This window comes from Haloarcula sp. Atlit-7R (assembly GCF_003666065.1).
Classification (GTDB): domain Archaea; phylum Halobacteriota; class Halobacteria; order Halobacteriales; family Haloarculaceae; genus Haloarcula; species Haloarcula taiwanensis.
Genome location: NZ_QXIK01000001.1, coordinates 55,966 through 74,987 on the forward strand (window position 1 = coordinate 55,966; position 19,022 = coordinate 74,987).

Here is a 19,022-nt window from a genome sequence, read left to right on the forward strand (position 1 = left end):
GTCAGTCGCCGCCGGCCGTCGTGTCACGGATGAACGCGACGACGTCGTCTCCGTCGGCGTCGAGCCCGCCGCCCTGCGCGACGGTCGGCCGGCCGCCGCCACCGCCGCCGAACTCCGCGGTCACGCGGTCGACTACCTCGCCGGCGTCGACGTCGCCGGTCGTCGCGACGCCCAGGTACTGGCCGTCGTCGTCCACCAGCGCGGCCACGTCGACGACGTCGCCGACGGCACCTTCCGCCCGGTCGGCCAGCCCGTTCGCGTCGAGTCCGGCGACGGTGCCGACGAGCCACTTCCGTCCGTCCGCCTCGACGGCGTCGTCCCGCAGGTCGGCGATGCGGGCGTCGACGAGGCGCTCCCGGAGCGTCGCCACGGTGTCCTGGAGGTCGTCGCGCTCTGACTGCAGGGCCGCCACAGCGTCCGGGAGTCCGGCGACGTTCGTATCCAGTGCCCGTGCCGCCCGCCTGGATTGCTCGTGTTCGGTCGCACGCTGGCGAATCGCCCGCGGGCCGACGGCGAACTCGACGCGGGTCAGCCCCTCGCCGGGGTTCGACCGCCCCAGCACGGTCACCGGCCCGATTTCGCGGGTGTTCCCGACGTGTGTCCCGCCACAGGCCGCCACGTCCCAGTCCTCGATGGTGACGACCCGGACCGTCTCGCCCTCGATTCCCTCCTCGGTCTTCGTGTTGAACGCGATGTCGTCGCGGCCCAGCGCCTCCTCGCGGGGGATTTGCTCCCAGGTCACGTCGTAGGACTCCCAGACGGCGCGGTTGGTCAGCCGTTCGAGGTCCGCGAGCGTCGAGTCGTCGATTTCGGTCGTCGTCTCGAAGTCCACCCGCACTTTGCCGCCGACGGCGGGGCCGAAGTCGTCGTCCCCGTCCTCCGGGACCGTCGCGCTGATGTCGAAGCCGCCGTAGCCGAGGTCCGCCAGCACCCGGCGGCCAGCGCCGTAGAGGACGTGACTGGCCGTGTGGGCGCGCATGCAGTAGGTCCGAAACGCCGCGTCGACGACGCCTTCGACCGACTCGCCCGGCTCGAAAGACGGCGGTTCGGCCAGTTCGTGGACGATGTCCCCGTCCCGGTGTTGCACGTCGACAACCTCGACGCCACCGAGCGTCCCCCGGTCCGCCGGCTGGCCACCGCCTTCGGCGTAAAAGTACGTCTCCGTTAGCACGACGGCGGTCGAATCGATACGGTCGACGGTCGACGTAAACGTCGTCACAGTGGGCTCGGCTGCGGCTGTTCCCGTCATCGGAGGTGGCTACGTTGGCGTGCACAAAAACGTCTGGGCGTGCCCTGGACGGGCAGGCGTCTGGGACCACCCAATCGACAGGAGCGCAGTGTTCATGCGCACCGAGTCGATTCGGCTGTAGAGTGACCGACACCGGTTGCACCGTTATCGACGGCATAATCCGCTGTGTGGCACTGTCCCCGTTCCCGATACAGAGCTCCTAATTAAGTACCGACAGTGACGCGTACCGCTCATGCTCGGGACCGGGGTCCAGTCGATAGTGCTCTTGCTGGTGGTGGTCTGGCTGTTTGCAGTCGGACTGGTTCTGGCGCTTCTGTATGCGTCCGGCAAGCAGGATCGGGAGCAGGTCCGGGCGTAACAGGGGTGGCTGTATAGGCCGGACGGTCTGTTAGCGGCGTCTGACGCTCGGCTGACGCCCATCCGAATCGACCCTATGTCTTGCGATTTTCACTTTCACCGTGGATTGACTGATGATATGAGTCTTGGTGTCCTGTCTGGCAATATGATGGAGCGATTACGCCGGGTCGTAGGGGCTCGACAGCAGTCACATCTGGAGTGTCGACGCTGTGGAACGACCCTCGAAACGGACGCGACGACCTGCCCGGTCTGTGACTCCAGTGCTATCGCGCGGTACGATCTGTAGCCGTCGGCGCTCAGTTAGTCCGTCGTCACCTCCGCACTCACAGTCCCCGGCCGGGCCTGTTGCTCCTGAACGTCAAATTGGGCGACGAGAGAGAGTAGTCGATCTGCACTGTCCGACAGCGACTCAGCGCTGGTCGCGATTTCCTGAATCGTCGCGGTCTGCTCCTCCGTCGCCGCCGACACTTCCTGTGCCTGGTCGGCTGTCCGGTCGCTGATCGATGTTACCTCGTCCAGCATCGTGACGACCTTCTGTCCGGAATCAGCCTGCTGGTCGGTGGCCTGACTGATCGACTGGATCGCGCTGCTGGCCTCCTCGACCTCGGTGACAATCCGGTTCAGTACGGAGGCTGTCTCGTCGATTGTCTCTCGCGTTTCCTCGACCTCTGACTGCGTGTCATAGATATCGTCGGCGACACTTTCGGTCGAGTTTTCGATGCCCTCAATGAGCGTTTCGACTTCCTGAGTTGCGTCGGCGGTCTCACCGGCAAGCGATTTGATTTCGGATGCGACAACAGCAAATCCTTCACCCGCTTCGCCGGCACGCGCAGCCTCAATTGACGCATTGAGGGCGAGCATGTTCGTCTGTTCCGCGATGTCGTTTATCAGGTTCACGACCTCTTCGATTCGCTCGACAGCGTTCTGGAGGTTTGCCACCTCTGAGACAGTTTCGTCAGTCCGGGCTTCAAGCGTAGCCATCTTGTCGACGGCTGTTTCGGCCGCTTTTTCGCCTTCCTGACCCAGTTCTGCGGCCTGCTGTGACTGGGTAGCGACTTCTTCTGATGAGGAGGCGATCTCTTCAATCGTCGCCGATAAGTCGCTCATCTCGCTGCTCGCTTCGTTGATTTTCTCGCTCTGTGTTTCTGTTCCGGCCGAAATCTCTTCAGTGCTCTCCGCGACTTCTGCGCTGGCGGACCGGATATCCGAGGCACCGCCCGTGACTTCTGTGCTTTCCGTATCAACCTGCTGTGCAAACGATTGAATCTCGGCGATAACGGTCTGGAGTTCGTCCATCATCGAATTAAACCCCGACCCGATTCTTGCCATCGCATCGTTCTGGCTGTCCGCATCTACCCGGACAGTAAGGTCCCCGGCGGCTGCTCGTTCCATCGCCTGACCGTATGACGTGGCAGTTGATTCAAGCTCCGTGGTCAGCTGCTCGAGCTCCGCCTCGCGTTCCTCAATTTCTGCGCGCGCCTCCTCAGATTCGCGCTGTGCGTCTTTCGCCTGCTTGCGCTGTTCCTCCGCTTTCTGTTTCGCTTTCTCTGCTTCCTGTCGTTTCGTCTCTGCCTCGTCGACCAGTTCCTGCATCTCTGTGACCAGCGAGAGAGTCGCTGTGCCCCCGATTGCGAAGACAGCAACTGTTGCTGTCATCAACGGCCCCGTTGCCAGATTGAACACCTCCTCGTAGATGCCGGCCTTCTCCAGCATAAGGCTGAATGTCCAGACAGCACCAAGCGTGGATGCGAAGCTGAACGTCAGCCAGAAGGCCGATTCAGCCTCCGTGTCTCGATAATTGAGCCAGCCGAGCGCCGTCGCAGCAATAAACCCCAGCGCGCCCAGCCCATCAAAGATAGGTGCAATTCCGACCATCGTTATCCCTCAGTCTTGATCCGGTTTTCCCGACGAAGATAGGCGGCCAGGAAGAAGGTAAGTCCGGCAGCACCGATTCCGACGCCGTGCTCAACGAAATTTAGGACGTCACCGAGAACGACCGCTTCAAGATTCGTTGCGACCATGCCAACCACAAGGAGGACATACCCGGCAGTGAACCACCGAGTTTCCTCCCGGTATTGTGAGAGAACGGGTACTAAGCCGATTACTGCAACGAGCAGACCTACAACTTCCAGTGTTCCGAATGGGCCAATGCCAGCCATACCCGGTCAAGCCATTGGGTTTAAAAAAGGTTCTCGTCCGAGGCATCAAAATCGATAATAACCGCGCGCTCAGCGTTATATATCCACAATTAGTCACACATAATAACAGTACACAATAACGAGTTCTACACAGGCAAAGAACGGGTTACAGCTTCACTATCCGAAGCGATCTGAAACCATTCCAGTGAGCGGGGAGTGGCAATGCCGGATTAAAAAGGAGGTGGTGTTCTGCGGTTACTGCTCGACGTCCATCCACATATCAGATGTTATTTTCGCGTCCGAGTTGTCTGGGTGCGTCATCGTGAGCTGGTCTCCGCCCTCAACTGCGATCAGGTCGACAGTGTTGCTCTCCGTGTGATTCCGCGTCGGGTATGTAAATGGTCGTGACCGCGTCGGCAGGTCGCTGATCGACGGGCACTCCGGCGGCGCAACGACATCGTCAGCGAACCCATCGGTGTGAATCTGTGACTGTGGTTTGTCTCGACCACGTCTATCAAGCCATGCAGAGCATCGCTCCCCAACTGAAATGGTCTCAATGGCTGAGCGCACGCGGTACCTGACCCGGTCCAGAAGCGAGGGCGACGGCACGTCGCCGTCATCCGTGTTGCCCCGGGCACCCCGTGGCTCATCCATGGGTGTGAGACTCATGGGCATAGCTAGGGAACCACGGTACAAAACCGTTGTGTCGATCCGGATTAGAGCTCGATTCGTTCGACGATCTGGTTGCCGTCCTCTCGGGTGTTGAGCGCTACGATGCGGACGTGTTCCTCCAGACCGGAGTCTTTCAGTTTGGCTTTCAACAGATTATCGACCTGATAGACGCCGGCCGCGTTGTTCATCGCGATTTCAACGAGGACGGGGTAGTCATCGCCCGTGGTCAGCGTCACCGTCTCGATGGCCTGGCTGGAGACGGTGTCGATGCCGCGGCCGCCGCGCTTGTACGGAATCCGCGACCGGCCACGCTCCATGTCCAGCGCGTCAGCGACCCGAACAACGCCGGCTTCCAGCGTCAGCGGGTTTTCTTCGGTGTGGTGGCAGAGAATCGCATGGAGGACCTCACCTTTTATTTGTACCGCCTGACGGATGTCGTAGAACTCCGGGAGGATGTCATCAAGGATGTCGGCCGCAAGCGGAATCGAATAATACGGATGTGAGTCGCGGTGGACGACGTGTCCGATGTCATGCAGCGTCGTTGCGAATGCGATGATGACGGCCTCGTCTGCCTCGTCGAGGCCGTGGTCTGCCGCGCCGTTGAACTCGACGCCCCCCTGCTTGAGGAGGTCGTACAGGCACAGCGCTCGATTTCGGACAATGCCGATGTGTTTCGCGCCGTGGTCGTTGTACCGCTTGCGCGCGACGGGATTGATGTTCTGGGCCTCGAGATACGCTTGAATCTCCTCGTCAGTCGTGATCGTGTCTAGAACCGCGTTCAGTCGTCCGTCCGGGAACGCATGGTCCGCTTCGGGGTCGTAGATACGGCCGCCGGTATCGTCTCTGTCGACGCTCATACGACTACCCAGACGGCCCACCGCGAAAAATCCCCCACCGCTCAGGTGGCGGCGTCGATAACTTCGTCGTAGTCCGGTTCGACACCAGGGTCGTCGCTGACCCAGGCGTACGTGACTTCCTGGTTCTCGTCGATAACGAAGACGGCCCGCTTGGCGACGTTCGGAACGCCGAGTGCCTCGAAGTCCATCGAGATGTCGTAGGCGTCGACTATCTCCCGCCCGGAGTCACTCACGAGGTCGAATTCGAGTCCCAGTTCGTCACGGAACGCGTTCTGTGAGAACGGCGTGTCGATGCTGACGCCGTACAGCGTCGCTCCCGCATCGGTGAGTTCATCCAGTCGGTCCTGGAACGTGTTCATTTCGTGGCTGCAGACGCTGGTGAACGCCCCCGGGAAGAACGCGAGGACGACAGGGCCGTCCGCGACCGCCTCGGACAGTGTTATCTCGTCGATATCGCCATTTGCTATCGGTGCCGTGAAATCGGGCGCAGCGTCGCCGACTGATACCATAGTGGCGACCTGGGTCGTGGCAGGTAAAACCCTTTCCGACCCGGGCGAGTACAGCGGCTGTCAGAACTGTGCGAACTTCGCCGTGACCTCGTCGATCCACTCCGGGAGCTCGCGGTCCGCGAGTGTCCCGTCTGCGTCCCGGGTCGTGACGACATCCGCAATCTCGCCCTCGCGCGTGATATCGAGCCGCCACACCCCATCGGCCTCAATGTCGACCCGAACGACGTCCTCCCCGACGGGTTTGATCGGTCGAATCGTTACCTCCTGTCCGCTCCTGACTTCCATCGTGTGGCTATCAGCCGGCATCTGGTATCTCTGAGCGCCCGACAGTAGTTATATCCCCGGGCGGCGGAGTCCGCTGCTCACGGTGTGGTCTCGCTGTTGAGTTCCCAGCCCATCGAGATGGAACAGTCGGAAACCTGGTGCCTCGTGGCGCTCCGTCCGATCCACAACCCCCTGACGTCGGGCCTCGTCGGCAGTCCCCGGCGAGGCCACTGCCACAGGCTGCTCAAGTCTGTCTCAGTTGTGTTCTCGTTTTGTTGCCAAGAGGCCGATACAGCGCCCCAACACAGTCCCGACGGCGGTGAATCACCCAGCAGGCCATCCTGAGCAAAAAGGTTATAATAGCAACCACGTAACCTTCGGACACAATGTTAGGGACATCCGGAGTACTGTTCCCGGGAATGCCCGGGACGACGGAGATGATGGTCATCCTCCTCATCGCCGTCCTGCTGTTCGGGGCGAACAAGATTCCAAAACTGGCGCGGTCGACCGGCGAAGCCATGGGCGAGTTCCAGAAGGGGCGAGAAGAAGTCGAACAGGAACTCGAAGAGATGCGTGATGGCGGCGCTGCAGAGGGGGCCGACGCGTCCACCGTGGACGCGGCCGAGTCTTCCGAGAAAGCGACGGAAACCGAGACGTAATCTCGACCACTTCTCCGTTTTCAGCGGGCGCTAGTGATAACGAAAGGATTTTTCACCGCTCAATCGACCATCCGATAGGGCGTGTGGCCTAGTGGACCAGGGCGAGGGGTTCCTAACCCCTAGAACGCGGGTTCGAATCCCGCCACGCCCGTGCAGCGACCGAAGGGAGCGAACCGGCATGGCGGGATTCTAATCAGGGAGGTCGCGCGCAGCGAAGCGAGCACGTCCGACCGTGGTTCGAATCCCGCCACGCCCGCTTCGTGGTTTCTCGCCTCCGCTCGAGACACACTCGCGGCCGTGGCGTAGCTCGCAAACGCACCGCGTTTGCTCACTCCCGCCACGCCCGTGCAGTCACCGCTGAGAGCGGAGCCGGGCTGATGACTTACCTGCCACACGACGAGACCCCATCGCGCCGGTGTGCAGACAGCCCACAGCACCTGAGATGCCAACGTATAAGTTTAGGCTTGCCTAACTCCTGCTGAAATGGACCGGGAGCCGTCCGAGCGGGCGGATGTCTGTGTCGTCGGAGCCGGGCCGGCAGGGGCACTCATCGCAAGCCAGCTCGCTAGCGAGGGCCAGAAGGTCGTGGTGCTAGAGGCCGGGCCGCGGTTCGACAGGTCGAAACGAGAGCAGCAGATGGAAGAGACGATTCGACCCGGCGACCACGGCTCCGTCTGGGAAATGGGCGGCGACCGCGACGCGTTCAGTGCGAGCGGCGAGCGGTACTACCCGCTGAACATCTCACGGGTCAAAGGCGTCGGCGGGTCGACGCTGCACTGGCAGGGGATGGTGATGCGGCTGCACCCCTCGGATTTCGACGGGAGCCACGACACCGACGACCCCGCGTGGCCAATCGACTACGACGACCTGCGGCCGTACTACGCCGACGCCGAGCGGGCGCTTGGGGTCGCCGGCGACGTGGACAACCCCTTCGCGCCGCCGCGTGACGGCGCGTACCCCTTGCCCGGGTTCCCGCCGTCGTACAGCGACTCGCTGTTCGCCGAGGCCTGCGAGCAGCTGGGCATCACGATGCACTCCGTCCCCAACGCCCGCAATTCAGAGCCCTACGACGGCCGAGGCCCCTGCGTCGGCTACGGGACCTGCCAGCCGGTCTGTCCCTCCGGAGCGAAATACGACGCCAGCGTCCACATCGAAGACGCCGAAGCCGAAGGGGCCAAAGTTATCGACCGGGCGCCGGTCCAGCGCCTGGAAACCGACGGCGACGGGCGCGTCGAGGCGGCCGTGTACGCGACGCCGGACGGGACCGAACACCGACAGACGGCCCGCGAGTTCGTCATCGCGGCGGGCGGCGTCGAGACGCCGCGGCTCCTCCTGCTGTCGGCCAACGAGGACCACCCCGAGGGGCTGGCGAACGGGTCCGGGCTGGTGGGCCGCTACTTCATGGACCACCTGTTTGCCGGCGCTGGCGGCACGCTCGACCGCGAGACGCGCCAGAACCACGTCGGCTTCCTCACGAGCGAGTGCCACCAGTTCTACGACGACCCCGGCCAGCCGGTCGAGCGGGTCGCGGACGGCGAGACGGTGGTCGAGGCCGCCGACGGGGCGCTGTCGCCGCTGAAACTGGAGTTCCTGAACTACGCCGGCCCGTCGCCGGTCGAACTCGCCCTCTCAGGCGAGGAGTGGGGCGACACCCTGCTGTCGAGTCTGCGGGACGCCTACGGCAACAGCATCGCCATGGGCGGGCTGGTCGGCCAGCCGCCGCGGAAGGAGAACCGCGTGACGCTGGACACCTCGACGACGGACGACCACGGGAACCCGGTGCCGGACATCCAGTGGTCGTGGGGCGACCGGCTGGAGCGGTCGCTCTCGCGGGCGAACGAGATTCAGCACGCGATTCTGGACGAACTCGGCGTCGACGTCTCTTGGACGGTCGGGCCGGAAAACACCGGCCCGGCGTACCACCACATGGGGACGACGCGGATGGGGACGGACCCCGCAGAGAGCGTCGTGAACCCACAGTTGCAGACCCACGACGTGTCGAACCTCTCGATTGCGTCCTCGTCGGTGTTCGTCACCGCCGGGTCGATGAACCCGACGCTGACCATCGCCGCGCTGGCGTTGAAATGTGCCGACCATATTTCCGAGCGGCTTTAATCGGTGAAGTCGGTGAACATGGCCTTGCTCCGGCGAGTGACCGACCGAAGCCCGGGCGCGCCATGGACGAGCCACACGGCGACGGCAAGGCCGAACAGCCCGAACTGAAACAGGACGTACGGCTCGAGCGAGAGCGACGCGAACTGCTCGACGAAGGAGGCGTCGTTGGCGTACGGCGGCGGTGGCTGCAGGGGCCAGACCAGAAAGCGCAGCCACTGAAGCTGTGTCAGGTCACCGCCGAGTACCCCGCCCACCGCCGTCGGGCTCATATCCGTCAGCGTGTGTGCGAACGCACCGAGCGTGAACGCCGTCGAAAGGTCCGTTCTGCGATACAGCGCGGCGAGCCGGTGCAAGACTACGGCAATGAAGAGAAGTGAGAGCAGTGAATGTGCCAGTGACCGACCGGACGGCAAGACGCCGAACGTCCAGGCCAAGGGCTTGTCGATCAGGTCCGGGAACTGCGACCCCACCGCCAGCGCGGTCAGCGTGGCCGCTGTCTGGCGACGGGTCGGGTCGAACCGAGTGTACACAGCGTAGACGAGGTAGGCGACGGCGAGATGTCCCCACGGCCACATTGTGTCGTGCTATGCTGGATTGTGATTTGTATCTGCTGATACAGGTGTCCGTGAGTCGAGCCCGGGGACCGAGATGCCGGCTGTTCAGTACAGGCCGAGAATAGCGCCGGCGTCAAGCAGAAGTAAAATCGACACGAGAGACGCCCCCAGCAGGAACGGGCGCGCGTTCCGAGCCGGTTCGCGTACCTTCTGCTGGGCGAAGCCATCGCTGAGTTTCGATGCGCCGACCTCTACAAGGCCGGCCAGAATGAACCACAGGACGATCATCGTAATGACGAGGTGGCCGCGACCGGTTCCAGTCAACGACTCAGCGGTGTAGCGGGTCGCTGCCAGATGTCCCCCCGTCAGAAACAGGAGCGTCGCACTCGCACGCGACACCGTCTGGAGCTTCGCGGTAATCGCCGACAGCGGCCCCGGCGAGGAGTCGCCGTTCAGCGCCGTCGGGAGCACGGCATAGGTCATGAACAACACGGTTCCAGCCCACAGCGCGGCGAATATCAGGTGTACCCCGAAGACAGCCGCGTTTACGACACTCATATCCGGCGGTTGGACGCGACCCTCTTCAACGTCGTGGGTTTGGTCCAGCTACTTCGAGGAATCAAAGGCATCGAGGGCGTCCGCATCACCCGACATATCGAGTTCCTTGACCGCGTCAGTGTCGGCGGAGATGTGGGTTTCGCGGTCGGTGTCGTAGTCCAGTTGGTCGATAAGGTGGACGAACGAGCCGGGGTCGGGGATGAGGAAGATACGAAGCGAGAACGCCACGTCGCTTTCCTTGATGTCGACCAGCGAGTCGAGCACGATGGTCAGCGAGTCCCGGCGGACGTGCGAGAGGGCCTTGTCGGCGATCTCGGTCGCGTCGTCCTGGACGACCGTCGGCGTCCCCATGTTGATGGTCGCGTCCAGCGTGTTCGCGATGCCGTCGATAAAGCCCGAGGTGAGGATGTTACACATCTCCTGGAGCGCGGACTCGTGGAGCTGTGTGAACCCATCGTCGACACTGGAGCCGGTCATTAACTCCGCAATCTCCGCGGCTGTCTCCGTCTCGAACGTCATCAGGAAGACGCCGTACGGCGGCTCTGTCAACCGGACGCGAGCACTGTAAATATTCCCGCCGCCCATCTCGGTGGCGATGTCCTCCGGCTGAACGAACGAGAGGCTCTTGATCTCAACGGCCGCGTCGACGCCGGCCAGCGTCGCCAGCGAATCAGCGACCTGCTCGGCCCCATCCTGAATGAGTCTGGTGATGAGCGTGAGTTTCCGAATATCGATGAGAAGCGGCATTGCAGGCTAACAGGACCTATGGTATGTTACCGTTTTCGGTGGGGACGGCGTCCCGGGGCTGCACGGTGGGTCACCGTAACGCTCATTACCACTGACTGACAGGGTTTCGGTGGGGAGCGTGCTATTCCGTGTCGTACCCGTCATCGACGGGTTTCTCACGGGAAGCCGCCAGCGGATTTCTGTGCGACACTGACTGGGGAAGCCACGGCCACGCCCGATGTGAGCACGCTTAAGCCGCCCCGTCCGTTTTGCACAGCCATGGAACCACGGGACCTCTCCGCTCACACTGTCTATCGGGCAGGTCGCGGTATCGAGGAAGTCGCCCGGGAACTCGGCCTCGACCCGGACGACATGGTGAAGCTGGCGTCGAACGAGAACATGTACGGGCCGAGCCCGAGAGCCGTCGAGGCGATTCGCGGGGCGGCCGAGCGAATGCACTCCTATCCGAAGGCCTCCCACGCCGACCTCGTCGACGAGCTGGCGGATATGTGGGACGTAACGCCCGAACAGGTGTGGCTGAGCAACGGCGGCGACGGCGCGCTCGACTGCCTCGCCCGGGCGATGCTCGAACCCGGCCAGGACGTGCTCGTCCCGTCACCGGGCTTCGCGTACTACGCGATGAGCGCACGCTATCACCACGGCGAGGTCAACGAGTACACGCTCTCGAAGGCCGACGACTTCGCTCAGACCGGCGACACCGTCCTGAAAGATTACGACGGCGAGCGGATCGTCTATCTCACCAGCCCGCACAACCCCACCGGCGCGGAGTTCACGACCGACGCGGTCCGGACTATCGCAGAGGAAACCGACGAGCAGACGCTGGTCGTCGTCGACGAAGCCTACGGGGAGTTCACCGAGAAACCGAGCAAGCGGCCATTACTGGACAACCGCGACGACGTTGCGCTCCTGCGAACGTTCTCGAAGGCCTACGGCCTCGCGGGGATTCGCCTTGGCTACGCGGTCGTCCCGGACGACTGGGCCGACGCCTACGCCCGCATCAACACGCCCTTTTCGGCCAGCGAACTCGCCTGCCGGGCCGGGCTGGCGGCGCTCGACGACGACGAGCACGTCGAGCGCTCCGTCGATACTGCCGCGTGGGCCCGGGAGTACCTCGCCGAGGAACTCGACGCGCCGACCTGGGACAGCGCGGGGAACTTCATTCTCGCGGAGGTCGGCGACGCGTCGGCCGTCGCGGACGCCGCCCAGGAACGGGGCGTCATCATCCGCGACTGCTCCTCGTTCGGGCTCCCCGAATGCATCCGTATCACCTGCGGGACGCGCGAGGACACGGAGCGCGCCGTCTCGGTACTGAACGAGGTCATCGAGGTGGTCGAGCCGTGAGGGTCGCCGTTACTGGCACGCCGGGGACGGGCAAGACCACGGCAGCGGAACACCTCGACACAGACTTCGATGTCTTCCACCTCAACGACATCATCAAGGCCGAGGGGTTCTCGACGGGCATCGACGAAGACCGTGGGAGCCTTGTCGCCGACCTCGACAGGCTGTCCGAGTGGCTCGACGGCCGCGACGACGTGCTGTTCGAATCCCACCTCGCGCATCACTTCGACGCCGACCGCGTGATTGTGCTGCGAGCGCACCCCGAAACCATCGTCGAGCGACTTCGAGAGCGCGGCGACGACGATTCGAAGGCCTACGAGAACGCGGAGTCAGAAGCGCTCGACGTCATTCTCGGGGAAGCCGTAGAAGAGCATGGCGTGGATTCCGTCTACGAAATAGAGACAACGGACCGGGACCCCGACGCGGTGGCACAAGAGATTCAGGCCGTCGTGGCTGGCGAGCGCGAGCCGAGCGCGGGCACTGTCTCCTACATCGACTGGCTATGACACTCGACAAGTTCCGCCCGCTGGCCGACCGCGCGCTGGGCCCGTTCGTCAGCGCCGCGAAGGTGGCCGGCCTCTCGCCCAACGGCGTCAGCGTCATCGCCTTCCTGCTGGCGCTCGGCGCGGGTGGGGTGTACGCCGCCGCAACGCGGGAGCCGCTGCTGTATCTCGGCGGTGCCGTTCTCGTCTTCCTGAACGGCTGGCTCGACCTCGTGGACGGGGCGCTGGCGCGAGAACTGAACGTCGCGTCCTCGGGCGGCGACCTGCTGGACCACGTGCTCGACCGCTACGCCGATATCGGCATCATCATCGGCCTCGCCGCCGGCGTCGGCCAGTGGGCGCTCGGCATCGCCGCTGTTACCGGCGTCCTGATGACCTCCTATCTCGGAACGCAGGCTCAGGCGGTCGGCCTCGACCGCGTCTACGGCGGCCTGCTCGGGCGGGCCGACCGGCTTGCGCTCGTCGGTGTTGTCACAGGCGTCGCGGCGTTCGTCCCGACCGCACTGGCCGGCCTGACGCTGGTCGGCTGGTTGCTGGTCGTGTTCGCCGTCGTTGGGCACGTTACCGCCGTCCAGCGGTTCTATCACGCGATGGTCGCGCTGGAGTAGCCAGCGCACCATTTATACCGCGCCCCGTCCAAGCCGTCGGTATGGTTCAGTGCGAGATGTGCGGAACGGAGGTTTCGTCTCCGAACCGCGTCAAAATCGAGGGCGCCGAACTCGACGTCTGTGACGAGTGTACCGACTTCGGCACCGAGGTCAAGACGGAGGAGACGTCGTCCACGTCGACGAAGTACTCGACGTCGTCCTCCTCGTCATCGTCGTCGAGTTCGTCCTCCTCATCGAGTTCCTCGGGTGGTGGCGGATCCGGTGGCCGCCGCCGGGATATGTTCGACGAGATGGACGAGATCGCACAGGATTACGACGACCGGATCCGCAAAGGCCGAGAGTCACAGGGCCTCAGCCAGGAGGAACTCGCCAAGCAACTCAACGAGAAGGCGAGCCTCATCCGGAAGCTCGAACAGGGCAACTCGCTGCCCAGCGACGACGTACAAAAGAAGCTCGAAAGCGCGCTCGAAATCTCTCTGAGCGCCGGCGGTAGCGCTGACGAAACGGAGTGGTCCGGCGGCAGCAGTGACGGCGAGTACACGCTCGGCGACGTCGTGAAACGAAAGGACTAGGTCACAGCTGGAGGTCGTCTTTCTCGACATCGAGTTCGTTCGCGAGTGACTCGACGTTCGACGAGATCCGCTCGATCTCGTCCTGCAGTGCCTGATACCGTTCGCTGTCCTGGAGTTCACGGTCGGTCTTCTCGACCCGGAGAACATTGCGCTTGAGCTTTTTCGACGTGAGCGTCCGGAGTCGGTTGTTGTACTCCCGGATTTTGTACAGTCGGTCGACGACCTCCTGCAAGTCGTCCCGGGTGACAGGCTTGACGAGGTAGTCGTCGACGCGCATCTCGATGATGTCGAAGTCGGGGTCGATGGCGGTCACCATCGCGACGCGGCATCGAAGCCCCTTCTCCTCGATCTGTGCAAGCACTTCGTTGCCGGAGACGACCGGCATCCGGCGGTCGAGCAGCACGACATCGATGTCGGGCGACAGCAGTTCCAAGCCCTCTTCGCCGCTGTAGGCCGTCTGGACGTGATACTGGTCGGACAGATAGTCGGTGTACAGGTCAGCCAGATGTTGTTCGTCCTCGACTATCAGAACGGTCGGTGTGTCATCATCCCCTGCTGTCACGGCTTGTCTCGTTTCTTGTCTCGGCTGAACCGTAATAACTGTCATCCCCGAGCCGTGGTTCGGGAGAATCGAAGGCGAAGTGGTAGGGACGCCAAACGGCGGCTTCGCAACCTATTTCCCCACAGCAACCGGTGCGTTTCGTATGTTCGTCCTTGTCAATCTGAAGGCGTACCCGTGTGATCCAGTCGAAGTAGCGACCGCCGCTGCTGACGTCAGCGACGATTCCGGTGTCCGTGTCGCCGTCGCGCCACAGGCCGCACAGATCGGCGCTGTGGCGGAGACTGGTGTCGAGACGTGGGCCCAGCACGTCAGCGCCGTCGAACACGGCAGCCACACCGGCAGCACCCTCGCCGAGGCCGCTGCGGACGCCGGTGCTGTCGGGACGCTGCTGAACCACTCCGAGAACCGCCTCAAGCTCGCGGACATCGACGGCGCGCTCGACGCCGCCGACCGCGCGGACCTCGAAACCATCGTCTGTGCGAACAACCCCGCACAGATCGGCGCGGCCGCCGCGCTCGACCCCGACGGCGTCGCCGTCGAGCCCCCGGAACTCATCGGGACCGGCACGCCCGTCAGCAAGGCCGACCCGGACATCGTGACCGGCGCAGTCGACGCCGCCGCCCGCGTCAACGGCGACGTGGACGTGCTCTGCGGGGCCGGCATCTCGACCGGCGAGGACCTCGTCTCGGCGAGCGACCTCGGCGCGAGCGGCGTCCTGCTGGCAAGCGGCGTTGCGAAAGCTGACGACCCGCGCGCGGCGCTGGAAGACCTCGTCGAACCGCTGCTGTAGAATCGCTGTCGTCGAGGTTCGAACTTTTCAGTCGCTGTCTCCGTCCAGAAACGCCGGTTCGAGTCGAGAGATCACCGACTTGACTTCATCGTCGTCGAGTCCGCGGTCGCTCTCCTCTCGGACCAGCGCCGCCAGCCGGGCGTCGTACTTTCCACGGCCGACGTGTTCGACCAGCCCGCGAAGCCGGAGCTCCCTGTTCCGCGCGTAGGCCGCCGTCCGGTCGCCGGAGCCGCCTGCCGAGAAGTGGGCGTTTAGCGGCGTCCCGGGTCCCTGATCCCGGTAGTACGCGAGCATCCGGCAGGTCTTTCGGTCCAATTCCTCGATGTCGGCTCGAAGGTCAGCGTAGACGGCGGGACCGTCGACATCTGAGGGCATCTCGTCGTCGGTGGCTCCGGTCACCTCCGCCGACTGCTCAGCTTCGACGGCCTCGGCGATGGCCGCTCTCAGAGCGTCGTCGTCAGCCTCAGCGATGTCCGTCTCAGCCCGGCCGTTGACTGGTACGCCCGCCGCACTGCTGTCTGGGCTGTCCCCGTTCGTCGCCACAGCAGCGTTGTCAGCGTGGCCATTTGACGCCGGCTCTGCGTCCGTATTGCTGGCATCCGACACCGATTTAGCGTCCGCGCTGCTCCCAGTCGCGTCCGCGCCGCCACTGGCGCTGCCGCCGTTCATCGCAGCCTCGTCCGCGGCGAAGGCGCTGAACGCGTCGCCGAACCCGCCGCCCGACGTGGCATCGGCCGTCTCGTCTGGTTCGGGGGGCTCGTCGCGGGGACCGTCGGCGTCCGCCTCATCCTCGGCGTCTGCGTCGCCGTCCGACGGAGATTGGTCGGCGAACCGCTCGCGCTTGCGGCGCATGTTCTCCTGTTCCGTCCGGCCGGGGTTGTAGTCCTCAGCCTGCTCCACCATCGCCTCGGTGAACTGCTCGGCCATCCGCGAGAGGTCCCGGGCGTCCTGCAGTTCCGCCTCCAGTTCGGCGATGCGGGAGTTCTTCTTGTCCAGTTCCTCCCGGAGCTCCTTGATGCGGTTCTCCGTCTCCTGTTGTTCCTCGCTGATGGTCTCCAGTTCGGAGACGAGGTCGTCGCTGACGGACTTGAGTTCCGGGCGCTCGAAGTCGTCGAGGCCGGGCGTCGCGCCGGCGTCGAAGGTCTGCTTGCGGTGGAACTGCACCCTGCGGACCTGCTCAGCCCAGTCGTTCATCATGAACGCCTCGCCGTCGTCCAGGTCTTCGACGGCGTCGGCGTACTTGTTGTCGAGGATGCGCCCGACTACTTTCGTATCGTTGTTCCAGGTCAGGCGATGCCAGACGAGCCAGTCGCACTGGGTGATGTAGTCTTTCTTCACGTCGGCGGGGCGCTGGCTGATGCCGACGATGCCAAGCCCGTGTTTCCGGCCGCGCTTCCCGATTTTGATGAGCATCTTCCCGACCTCGCCCATCGACCCCTTCTCGGGCATCCACTCGTGGCACTCCTCGACGAGCATCAGGAACGGCTGTTTCTGCTTTTTGGCCTTGGCGAACAGTTGCTTTGCGACCTCTGTCAGCAGCGTCTCGGCCTCTTCCTCGTCGAGAAACGACGAGATGTCGAGGATGATGGGGACGTTCTGTTCCAGCGCCAGCGAGGCGATCTTGCCGGCGTGGTCCTCCGTGACCTGAATGTCACACTCCTCGTCACCGCCAACGTGGAGGATCTCGTACTCCTCTTTCAGGCCGTAGTACTCGCCATCGATGTCGACAATAAGCAGGCCGAACCCGTTGTCCAGCAGTTTCTCGGCGATGACACTCGCCGTGTTCGACTTCCCGGACCCGCTCTTGCCGGTGATGAACCCCCGGCCGGTGAGCAGTTCCACCACCGGGAGATTGACCGTCTCGCCCGGCTCCCCGGTCCCACCCGGCCCCGCGCTCGTCGTCGCGACAGTTATCTGTTCGGTCTCTGCCATGCGTTACTGTCGGAACGGAGACGCTCACACCCCATAACTCTCCGTCAGACGCCCATCAACTGTGGAACAGGTTCGCGGCGGAGGGCAACGGCTATTGTGGTGGGACACCTTGACACACTCGTTCGCTGAGGGCTGTCCATGGACAGATACGAGACGTTCGTCGAGGACGGGACCGTGTACGTCGGGAGCCCCGACGGACCCCTGGAAGTGGCACCGCTGGACGACATCGTTGCGGCCGCCGGCGGCCCGGCCTGGACCATCTCCTACTCCGACGTGGAGAAGGAGCGCTACGCCGGCATGGACACGAGCGACGAGGGACTGGTGGTCGACGTGGTCGACATGCTACACGCGATGACTCACAGCGAGCGGTTCGCCGAGACGCTGGCCGCACACCCAACGGAGGTGCCGGCCGACGACACCATCTCCCCGCGGGCCGGGCTGTTCGTCGGGAAACTGCTCGAAAACCTGGAACACGGCGTCGCCTGAACACCGTTAGAAATCTGTGAGGGTGGTCTGGCCGGGCGGGAGCGAAATGTTGGTACTGACGGTGTCTTCTCCCTCGTTTGCCGCATCTCCCGCAGCTTCGTTTCCCTCGTCGTTCCCACCGAACGTTCCGAGTCCGACCTGTCCTTCCTCGTTCTGTTCTTTGGCCCTCTCTGAGCTGTTGTCGGCGACGGAGCTATCGCTCGTCTCCTCGGTTCTAGCGTCGCCGCTGAACCCGTCCAGATTGGCCTGCTCGCCGGCCGAGAAATCAAGGTTCGAGACGCGGACGCCGACCTTCCGGACCGGGTCGTCGTCGAACTCCCCGAGCAGGTCCAGCGCGACGCGCTTGACCAGATCGGGCTCCTCGACCGGGCCGGGGAGCGACCGGGCGCGCGTGTTCACGTCGAACGGCGGCGTCACGACCTTGATGCCGATGGTCTGGTAGCGCGCGCCCTTCCGCCGGGCGCGGTCGGCGACGGCCTCGGCGAGCGTGCGGACCTGCCGGCACTTGGCCTCCGAGTCGGTCGTCGCCTCGGTGAACGCGGACTCCCGCGAGAGGCTCTTGGGGTCGCCTTTCGGGGTCACCGACCGCTCGTCCTCGCCGCGGGCGTAGCGGCGTATCTCGCGGCCGCGCTCGCCGAAGCGGTCGGCCAGTAGTTCCGGGTCGGCGGCCGCCAGGTCTCCTGCGGTCTCGATGTCGAGCGAATCGAGTTCGCTGGCGGTGACCGGGCCGACGCCGTGGACGTCCTCGACGGGCAGGTCGGCGAAGAACTCGCGGACATCTCCGGGTTCGACGACGACCAGCCCGTCGGGCTTGTCGCGGTCGCTCGCCACCTTCGCGGCGCTCATCGTCGGGGCGACGCCGACGCTGGCCACCACGCCGACTGCCGACTCGATTGTGTCTTTCAGGTCCTGCGCCCACGAGTCGACGGTCTCCCAAGAGACCCGGTCGGTGACGTCGAGGTACGCCTCGTCGATACTCACCTCGCGGACGACCGCTGCCTCAGCGTGAAGTATCTCCCGGACGTCCGCGGCGACGGACTCGTAGAAGTCCATGTCGACGGGGCGGTAGAACCCCGCGTCCTCGACGTCCAGGTCCGGGTCCTCGACGGCATCGACCTTCCGGGGGAGCCGCTCTAGGGCCTCCGAGATGGCCATCGCGGATTCGACGCCGTACGCCCGCGCCTCGTAGCTCGCCGTCGCGACGGCCCCGTGTGTCGTGCCGTTCTCGTAGCCCATTCCCACGACGAGTGGTTCCCCGCGGAGCGCCGGCTCCCGCCGCTGTTCGCAGGCGGCGTAGAAACAGTCCATGTCGACGTGCGCGACAATCTGCTCGGGTCCGCTGGTCCCGGGGAGTCGCGCAGCGTCCATACTCGACGCTACGTGTACTGGCAGAAAACCCCACCGGCCCTCGCCGAACGCATCAGGTCAGGGTACTGTCCGATGTATCGAAAACACCTCGAAAGGCGGGAGCAGGGAAAGTGGTGGGGGTGGGGGTTGGGTGTCAGGTGCTCCGTACGCCGTTGGTTTCAAAGCGATACGTGGCCGGTGGAGT

General features: G+C 64.1%; 23 protein-coding genes and 1 tRNA gene. 11 read left to right on the forward strand and 13 right to left on the reverse strand.

Annotated elements, in window-relative coordinates; translation table 11 throughout:
• Position 1: 1 nt before the first annotated feature.
• Complete coding sequence (locus tag D3D01_RS00270; protein ID WP_121510867.1) at positions 2 to 1,249, reverse strand: DHHA1 domain-containing protein; 1,248 nt, start codon at positions 1,247 to 1,249, stop codon at positions 2 to 4.
• Between the two features lie 232 nt (positions 1,250 to 1,481).
• On the opposite strand from D3D01_RS00270, the gene D3D01_RS24755 reads away from it, so the two are divergent.
• Together D3D01_RS24755 and D3D01_RS23900 are read left to right on the forward strand one after the other, a co-directional pair.
• Entirely contained in the window at positions 1,482 to 1,607 is a 126-nt protein-coding gene (locus tag D3D01_RS24755; RefSeq protein WP_255410216.1) for a hypothetical protein, read from the forward strand.
• A gap of 117 nt (positions 1,608 to 1,724) precedes the next feature.
• Positions 1,725 to 1,892, forward strand: a complete 168-nt coding sequence (locus D3D01_RS23900; RefSeq protein ID WP_199725358.1) for a hypothetical protein — start codon at positions 1,725 to 1,727, stop codon at positions 1,890 to 1,892.
• Positions 1,893 to 1,906: 14 nt separating this feature from the next.
• Here D3D01_RS23900 and D3D01_RS00275 read toward each other — a convergent pair whose 3' ends face one another.
• The 6 genes from D3D01_RS00275 to D3D01_RS00300 all read right to left on the reverse strand — a co-directional run bounded on the left by D3D01_RS00275 (position 1,907) and on the right by D3D01_RS00300 (position 6,088).
• Positions 1,907 to 3,481, reverse strand: a complete 1,575-nt coding sequence (locus tag D3D01_RS00275; RefSeq protein ID WP_121510868.1) for a methyl-accepting chemotaxis protein — start codon at positions 3,479 to 3,481, stop codon at positions 1,907 to 1,909.
• 2 nt (positions 3,482 to 3,483) lie between these two features.
• Positions 3,484 to 3,765, reverse strand: a complete 282-nt coding sequence (locus tag D3D01_RS00280; RefSeq protein WP_121510869.1) for a hypothetical protein — start codon at positions 3,763 to 3,765, stop codon at positions 3,484 to 3,486.
• Positions 3,766 to 3,999: 234 nt separating this feature from the next.
• On the reverse strand, positions 4,000 to 4,398 hold the full coding sequence (locus D3D01_RS00285) for a hypothetical protein (RefSeq protein WP_101351414.1): 399 nt from the start codon (positions 4,396 to 4,398) through the stop codon (positions 4,000 to 4,002).
• Between the two features lie 62 nt (positions 4,399 to 4,460).
• Positions 4,461 to 5,273, reverse strand: a complete 813-nt coding sequence (locus tag D3D01_RS00290; protein WP_101349747.1) for an HD domain-containing protein — start codon at positions 5,271 to 5,273, stop codon at positions 4,461 to 4,463.
• 41 nt (positions 5,274 to 5,314) lie between these two features.
• Complete coding sequence (locus D3D01_RS00295) at positions 5,315 to 5,782, reverse strand: peroxiredoxin (protein ID WP_101349746.1); 468 nt, start codon at positions 5,780 to 5,782, stop codon at positions 5,315 to 5,317.
• Positions 5,783 to 5,842: 60 nt separating this feature from the next.
• Positions 5,843 to 6,088 carry a hypothetical protein gene (locus tag D3D01_RS00300; RefSeq protein ID WP_101349745.1) on the reverse strand — a complete coding sequence of 82 codons (246 nt, stop codon included), beginning with the start codon at positions 6,086 to 6,088 and terminating at the stop codon, positions 5,843 to 5,845.
• Positions 6,089 to 6,465: 377 nt separating this feature from the next.
• Here D3D01_RS00300 and D3D01_RS00305 point away from each other — a divergent pair, with 377 nt between their 5' ends.
• From D3D01_RS00305 to D3D01_RS00315, 3 genes are all read left to right on the forward strand, one after another.
• Entirely contained in the window at positions 6,466 to 6,705 is a 240-nt protein-coding gene (locus D3D01_RS00305; RefSeq protein ID WP_121510870.1) for a twin-arginine translocase TatA/TatE family subunit, read from the forward strand.
• Between the two features lie 77 nt (positions 6,706 to 6,782).
• Positions 6,783 to 6,856 (forward strand) — tRNA-Arg (locus D3D01_RS00310).
• A 332-nt stretch (positions 6,857 to 7,188) separates the two neighbouring features.
• Positions 7,189 to 8,820 carry a GMC family oxidoreductase gene (locus tag D3D01_RS00315; protein ID WP_121510871.1) on the forward strand — a complete coding sequence of 544 codons (1,632 nt, stop codon included), beginning with the start codon at positions 7,189 to 7,191 and terminating at the stop codon, positions 8,818 to 8,820.
• Here the strand turns inward: D3D01_RS00315 and D3D01_RS00320 are convergent.
• From D3D01_RS00320 to D3D01_RS00330, 3 genes are all read right to left on the reverse strand, one after another.
• Positions 8,817 to 9,395, reverse strand: a complete 579-nt coding sequence (locus D3D01_RS00320) for a metal-dependent hydrolase (RefSeq protein WP_121510872.1) — start codon at positions 9,393 to 9,395, stop codon at positions 8,817 to 8,819. The genes D3D01_RS00315 and D3D01_RS00320 overlap by 4 nt on opposite strands.
• A gap of 84 nt (positions 9,396 to 9,479) precedes the next feature.
• Entirely contained in the window at positions 9,480 to 9,932 is a 453-nt protein-coding gene (locus D3D01_RS00325; protein WP_101349741.1) for a transporter, read from the reverse strand.
• A 48-nt stretch (positions 9,933 to 9,980) separates the two neighbouring features.
• Positions 9,981 to 10,679, reverse strand: coding sequence for a chemotaxis protein CheC (locus tag D3D01_RS00330; protein WP_101349740.1), 699 nt, complete (start codon positions 10,677 to 10,679; stop codon positions 9,981 to 9,983).
• 258 nt (positions 10,680 to 10,937) lie between these two features.
• Between D3D01_RS00330 and hisC the strand changes: the two genes are divergently transcribed.
• Genes hisC through D3D01_RS00350 form a run of 4 tightly spaced genes read left to right on the forward strand, consistent with a single transcriptional unit; the run spans position 10,938 to position 13,700 of the window.
• Entirely contained in the window at positions 10,938 to 12,020 is a 1,083-nt protein-coding gene (gene hisC, locus D3D01_RS00335) for a histidinol-phosphate transaminase (protein WP_121510873.1), read from the forward strand.
• On the forward strand, positions 12,017 to 12,523 hold the full coding sequence (locus tag D3D01_RS00340; RefSeq protein ID WP_121510874.1) for an adenylate kinase family protein: 507 nt from the start codon (positions 12,017 to 12,019) through the stop codon (positions 12,521 to 12,523). The genes hisC and D3D01_RS00340 overlap by 4 nt, the downstream gene beginning before the upstream one ends.
• Positions 12,520 to 13,128 (forward strand): CDP-alcohol phosphatidyltransferase family protein, encoded by a 609-nt coding sequence (locus D3D01_RS00345; protein ID WP_101349737.1) that lies wholly within the window; start codon positions 12,520 to 12,522, stop codon positions 13,126 to 13,128. Before D3D01_RS00340 ends, D3D01_RS00345 begins: the two co-directional genes overlap by 4 nt.
• Positions 13,129 to 13,169: 41 nt before the next feature.
• Entirely contained in the window at positions 13,170 to 13,700 is a 531-nt protein-coding gene (locus tag D3D01_RS00350) for a multiprotein bridging factor aMBF1 (RefSeq protein WP_004515642.1), read from the forward strand.
• A gap of 1 nt (position 13,701) precedes the next feature.
• On the opposite strand, the gene D3D01_RS00355 is transcribed toward D3D01_RS00350, so the two are convergent.
• Positions 13,702 to 14,307, reverse strand: coding sequence for a response regulator (locus D3D01_RS00355; RefSeq protein ID WP_101349736.1), 606 nt, complete (start codon positions 14,305 to 14,307; stop codon positions 13,702 to 13,704).
• 97 nt (positions 14,308 to 14,404) lie between these two features.
• Here D3D01_RS00355 and tpiA point away from each other — a divergent pair, with 97 nt between their 5' ends.
• A complete protein-coding gene (tpiA, locus tag D3D01_RS00360; protein WP_008309909.1) occupies positions 14,405 to 15,052 on the forward strand; it encodes a triose-phosphate isomerase in 648 nt (215 codons plus the stop codon).
• Between the two features lie 27 nt (positions 15,053 to 15,079).
• On the opposite strand, the gene D3D01_RS00365 is transcribed toward tpiA, so the two are convergent.
• A complete protein-coding gene (locus D3D01_RS00365; protein ID WP_121510875.1) occupies positions 15,080 to 16,984 on the reverse strand; it encodes a helicase HerA domain-containing protein in 1,905 nt (634 codons plus the stop codon).
• 138 nt (positions 16,985 to 17,122) lie between these two features.
• Between D3D01_RS00365 and D3D01_RS00370 the strand changes: the two genes are divergently transcribed.
• Entirely contained in the window at positions 17,123 to 17,470 is a 348-nt protein-coding gene (locus tag D3D01_RS00370; RefSeq protein ID WP_121510876.1) for a hypothetical protein, read from the forward strand.
• Positions 17,471 to 17,476: 6 nt separating this feature from the next.
• Here D3D01_RS00370 and dinB read toward each other — a convergent pair whose 3' ends face one another.
• Complete coding sequence (dinB, locus tag D3D01_RS00375) at positions 17,477 to 18,838, reverse strand: DNA polymerase IV (RefSeq protein WP_121510877.1); 1,362 nt, start codon at positions 18,836 to 18,838, stop codon at positions 17,477 to 17,479.
• Positions 18,839 to 19,022 lie beyond the last annotated feature (184 nt).

Bases quoted from the DNA above. Each gene is read 5' to 3' on its own strand.
- D3D01_RS00270 (WP_121510867.1), bottom strand. From the start codon at position 1,249: ATGACGGGAACAGCCGCAGCCGAGCCCACTGTGACGACGTTTACGTCG.
- D3D01_RS24755 (WP_255410216.1), top strand. From the start codon at position 1,482: ATGCTCGGGACCGGGGTCCAGTCGATAGTGCTCTTGCTGGTGGTGGTC.
- D3D01_RS23900 (WP_199725358.1), top strand. From the start codon at position 1,725: ATGAGTCTTGGTGTCCTGTCTGGCAATATGATGGAGCGATTACGCCGG.
- D3D01_RS00275 (WP_121510868.1), bottom strand. From the start codon at position 3,481: ATGGTCGGAATTGCACCTATCTTTGATGGGCTGGGCGCGCTGGGGTTT.
- D3D01_RS00280 (WP_121510869.1), bottom strand. From the start codon at position 3,765: ATGGCTGGCATTGGCCCATTCGGAACACTGGAAGTTGTAGGTCTGCTC.
- D3D01_RS00285 (WP_101351414.1), bottom strand. From the start codon at position 4,398: ATGGATGAGCCACGGGGTGCCCGGGGCAACACGGATGACGGCGACGTG.
- D3D01_RS00290 (WP_101349747.1), bottom strand. From the start codon at position 5,273: ATGAGCGTCGACAGAGACGATACCGGCGGCCGTATCTACGACCCCGAA.
- D3D01_RS00295 (WP_101349746.1), bottom strand. From the start codon at position 5,782: ATGGTATCAGTCGGCGACGCTGCGCCCGATTTCACGGCACCGATAGCA.
- D3D01_RS00300 (WP_101349745.1), bottom strand. From the start codon at position 6,088: ATGCCGGCTGATAGCCACACGATGGAAGTCAGGAGCGGACAGGAGGTA.
- D3D01_RS00305 (WP_121510870.1), top strand. From the start codon at position 6,466: ATGCCCGGGACGACGGAGATGATGGTCATCCTCCTCATCGCCGTCCTG.
- D3D01_RS00315 (WP_121510871.1), top strand. From the start codon at position 7,189: ATGGACCGGGAGCCGTCCGAGCGGGCGGATGTCTGTGTCGTCGGAGCC.
- D3D01_RS00320 (WP_121510872.1), bottom strand. From the start codon at position 9,395: ATGTGGCCGTGGGGACATCTCGCCGTCGCCTACCTCGTCTACGCTGTG.
- D3D01_RS00325 (WP_101349741.1), bottom strand. From the start codon at position 9,932: ATGAGTGTCGTAAACGCGGCTGTCTTCGGGGTACACCTGATATTCGCC.
- D3D01_RS00330 (WP_101349740.1), bottom strand. From the start codon at position 10,679: ATGCCGCTTCTCATCGATATTCGGAAACTCACGCTCATCACCAGACTC.
- hisC (WP_121510873.1), top strand. From the start codon at position 10,938: ATGGAACCACGGGACCTCTCCGCTCACACTGTCTATCGGGCAGGTCGC.
- D3D01_RS00345 (WP_101349737.1), top strand. From the start codon at position 12,520: ATGACACTCGACAAGTTCCGCCCGCTGGCCGACCGCGCGCTGGGCCCG.
- D3D01_RS00350 (WP_004515642.1), top strand. From the start codon at position 13,170: ATGGTTCAGTGCGAGATGTGCGGAACGGAGGTTTCGTCTCCGAACCGC.
- D3D01_RS00355 (WP_101349736.1), bottom strand. From the start codon at position 14,307: ATGACAGTTATTACGGTTCAGCCGAGACAAGAAACGAGACAAGCCGTG.
- tpiA (WP_008309909.1), top strand. From the start codon at position 14,405: ATGTTCGTCCTTGTCAATCTGAAGGCGTACCCGTGTGATCCAGTCGAA.
- D3D01_RS00365 (WP_121510875.1), bottom strand. From the start codon at position 16,984: ATGGCAGAGACCGAACAGATAACTGTCGCGACGACGAGCGCGGGGCCG.
- D3D01_RS00370 (WP_121510876.1), top strand. From the start codon at position 17,123: ATGGACAGATACGAGACGTTCGTCGAGGACGGGACCGTGTACGTCGGG.
- dinB (WP_121510877.1), bottom strand. From the start codon at position 18,838: ATGGACGCTGCGCGACTCCCCGGGACCAGCGGACCCGAGCAGATTGTC.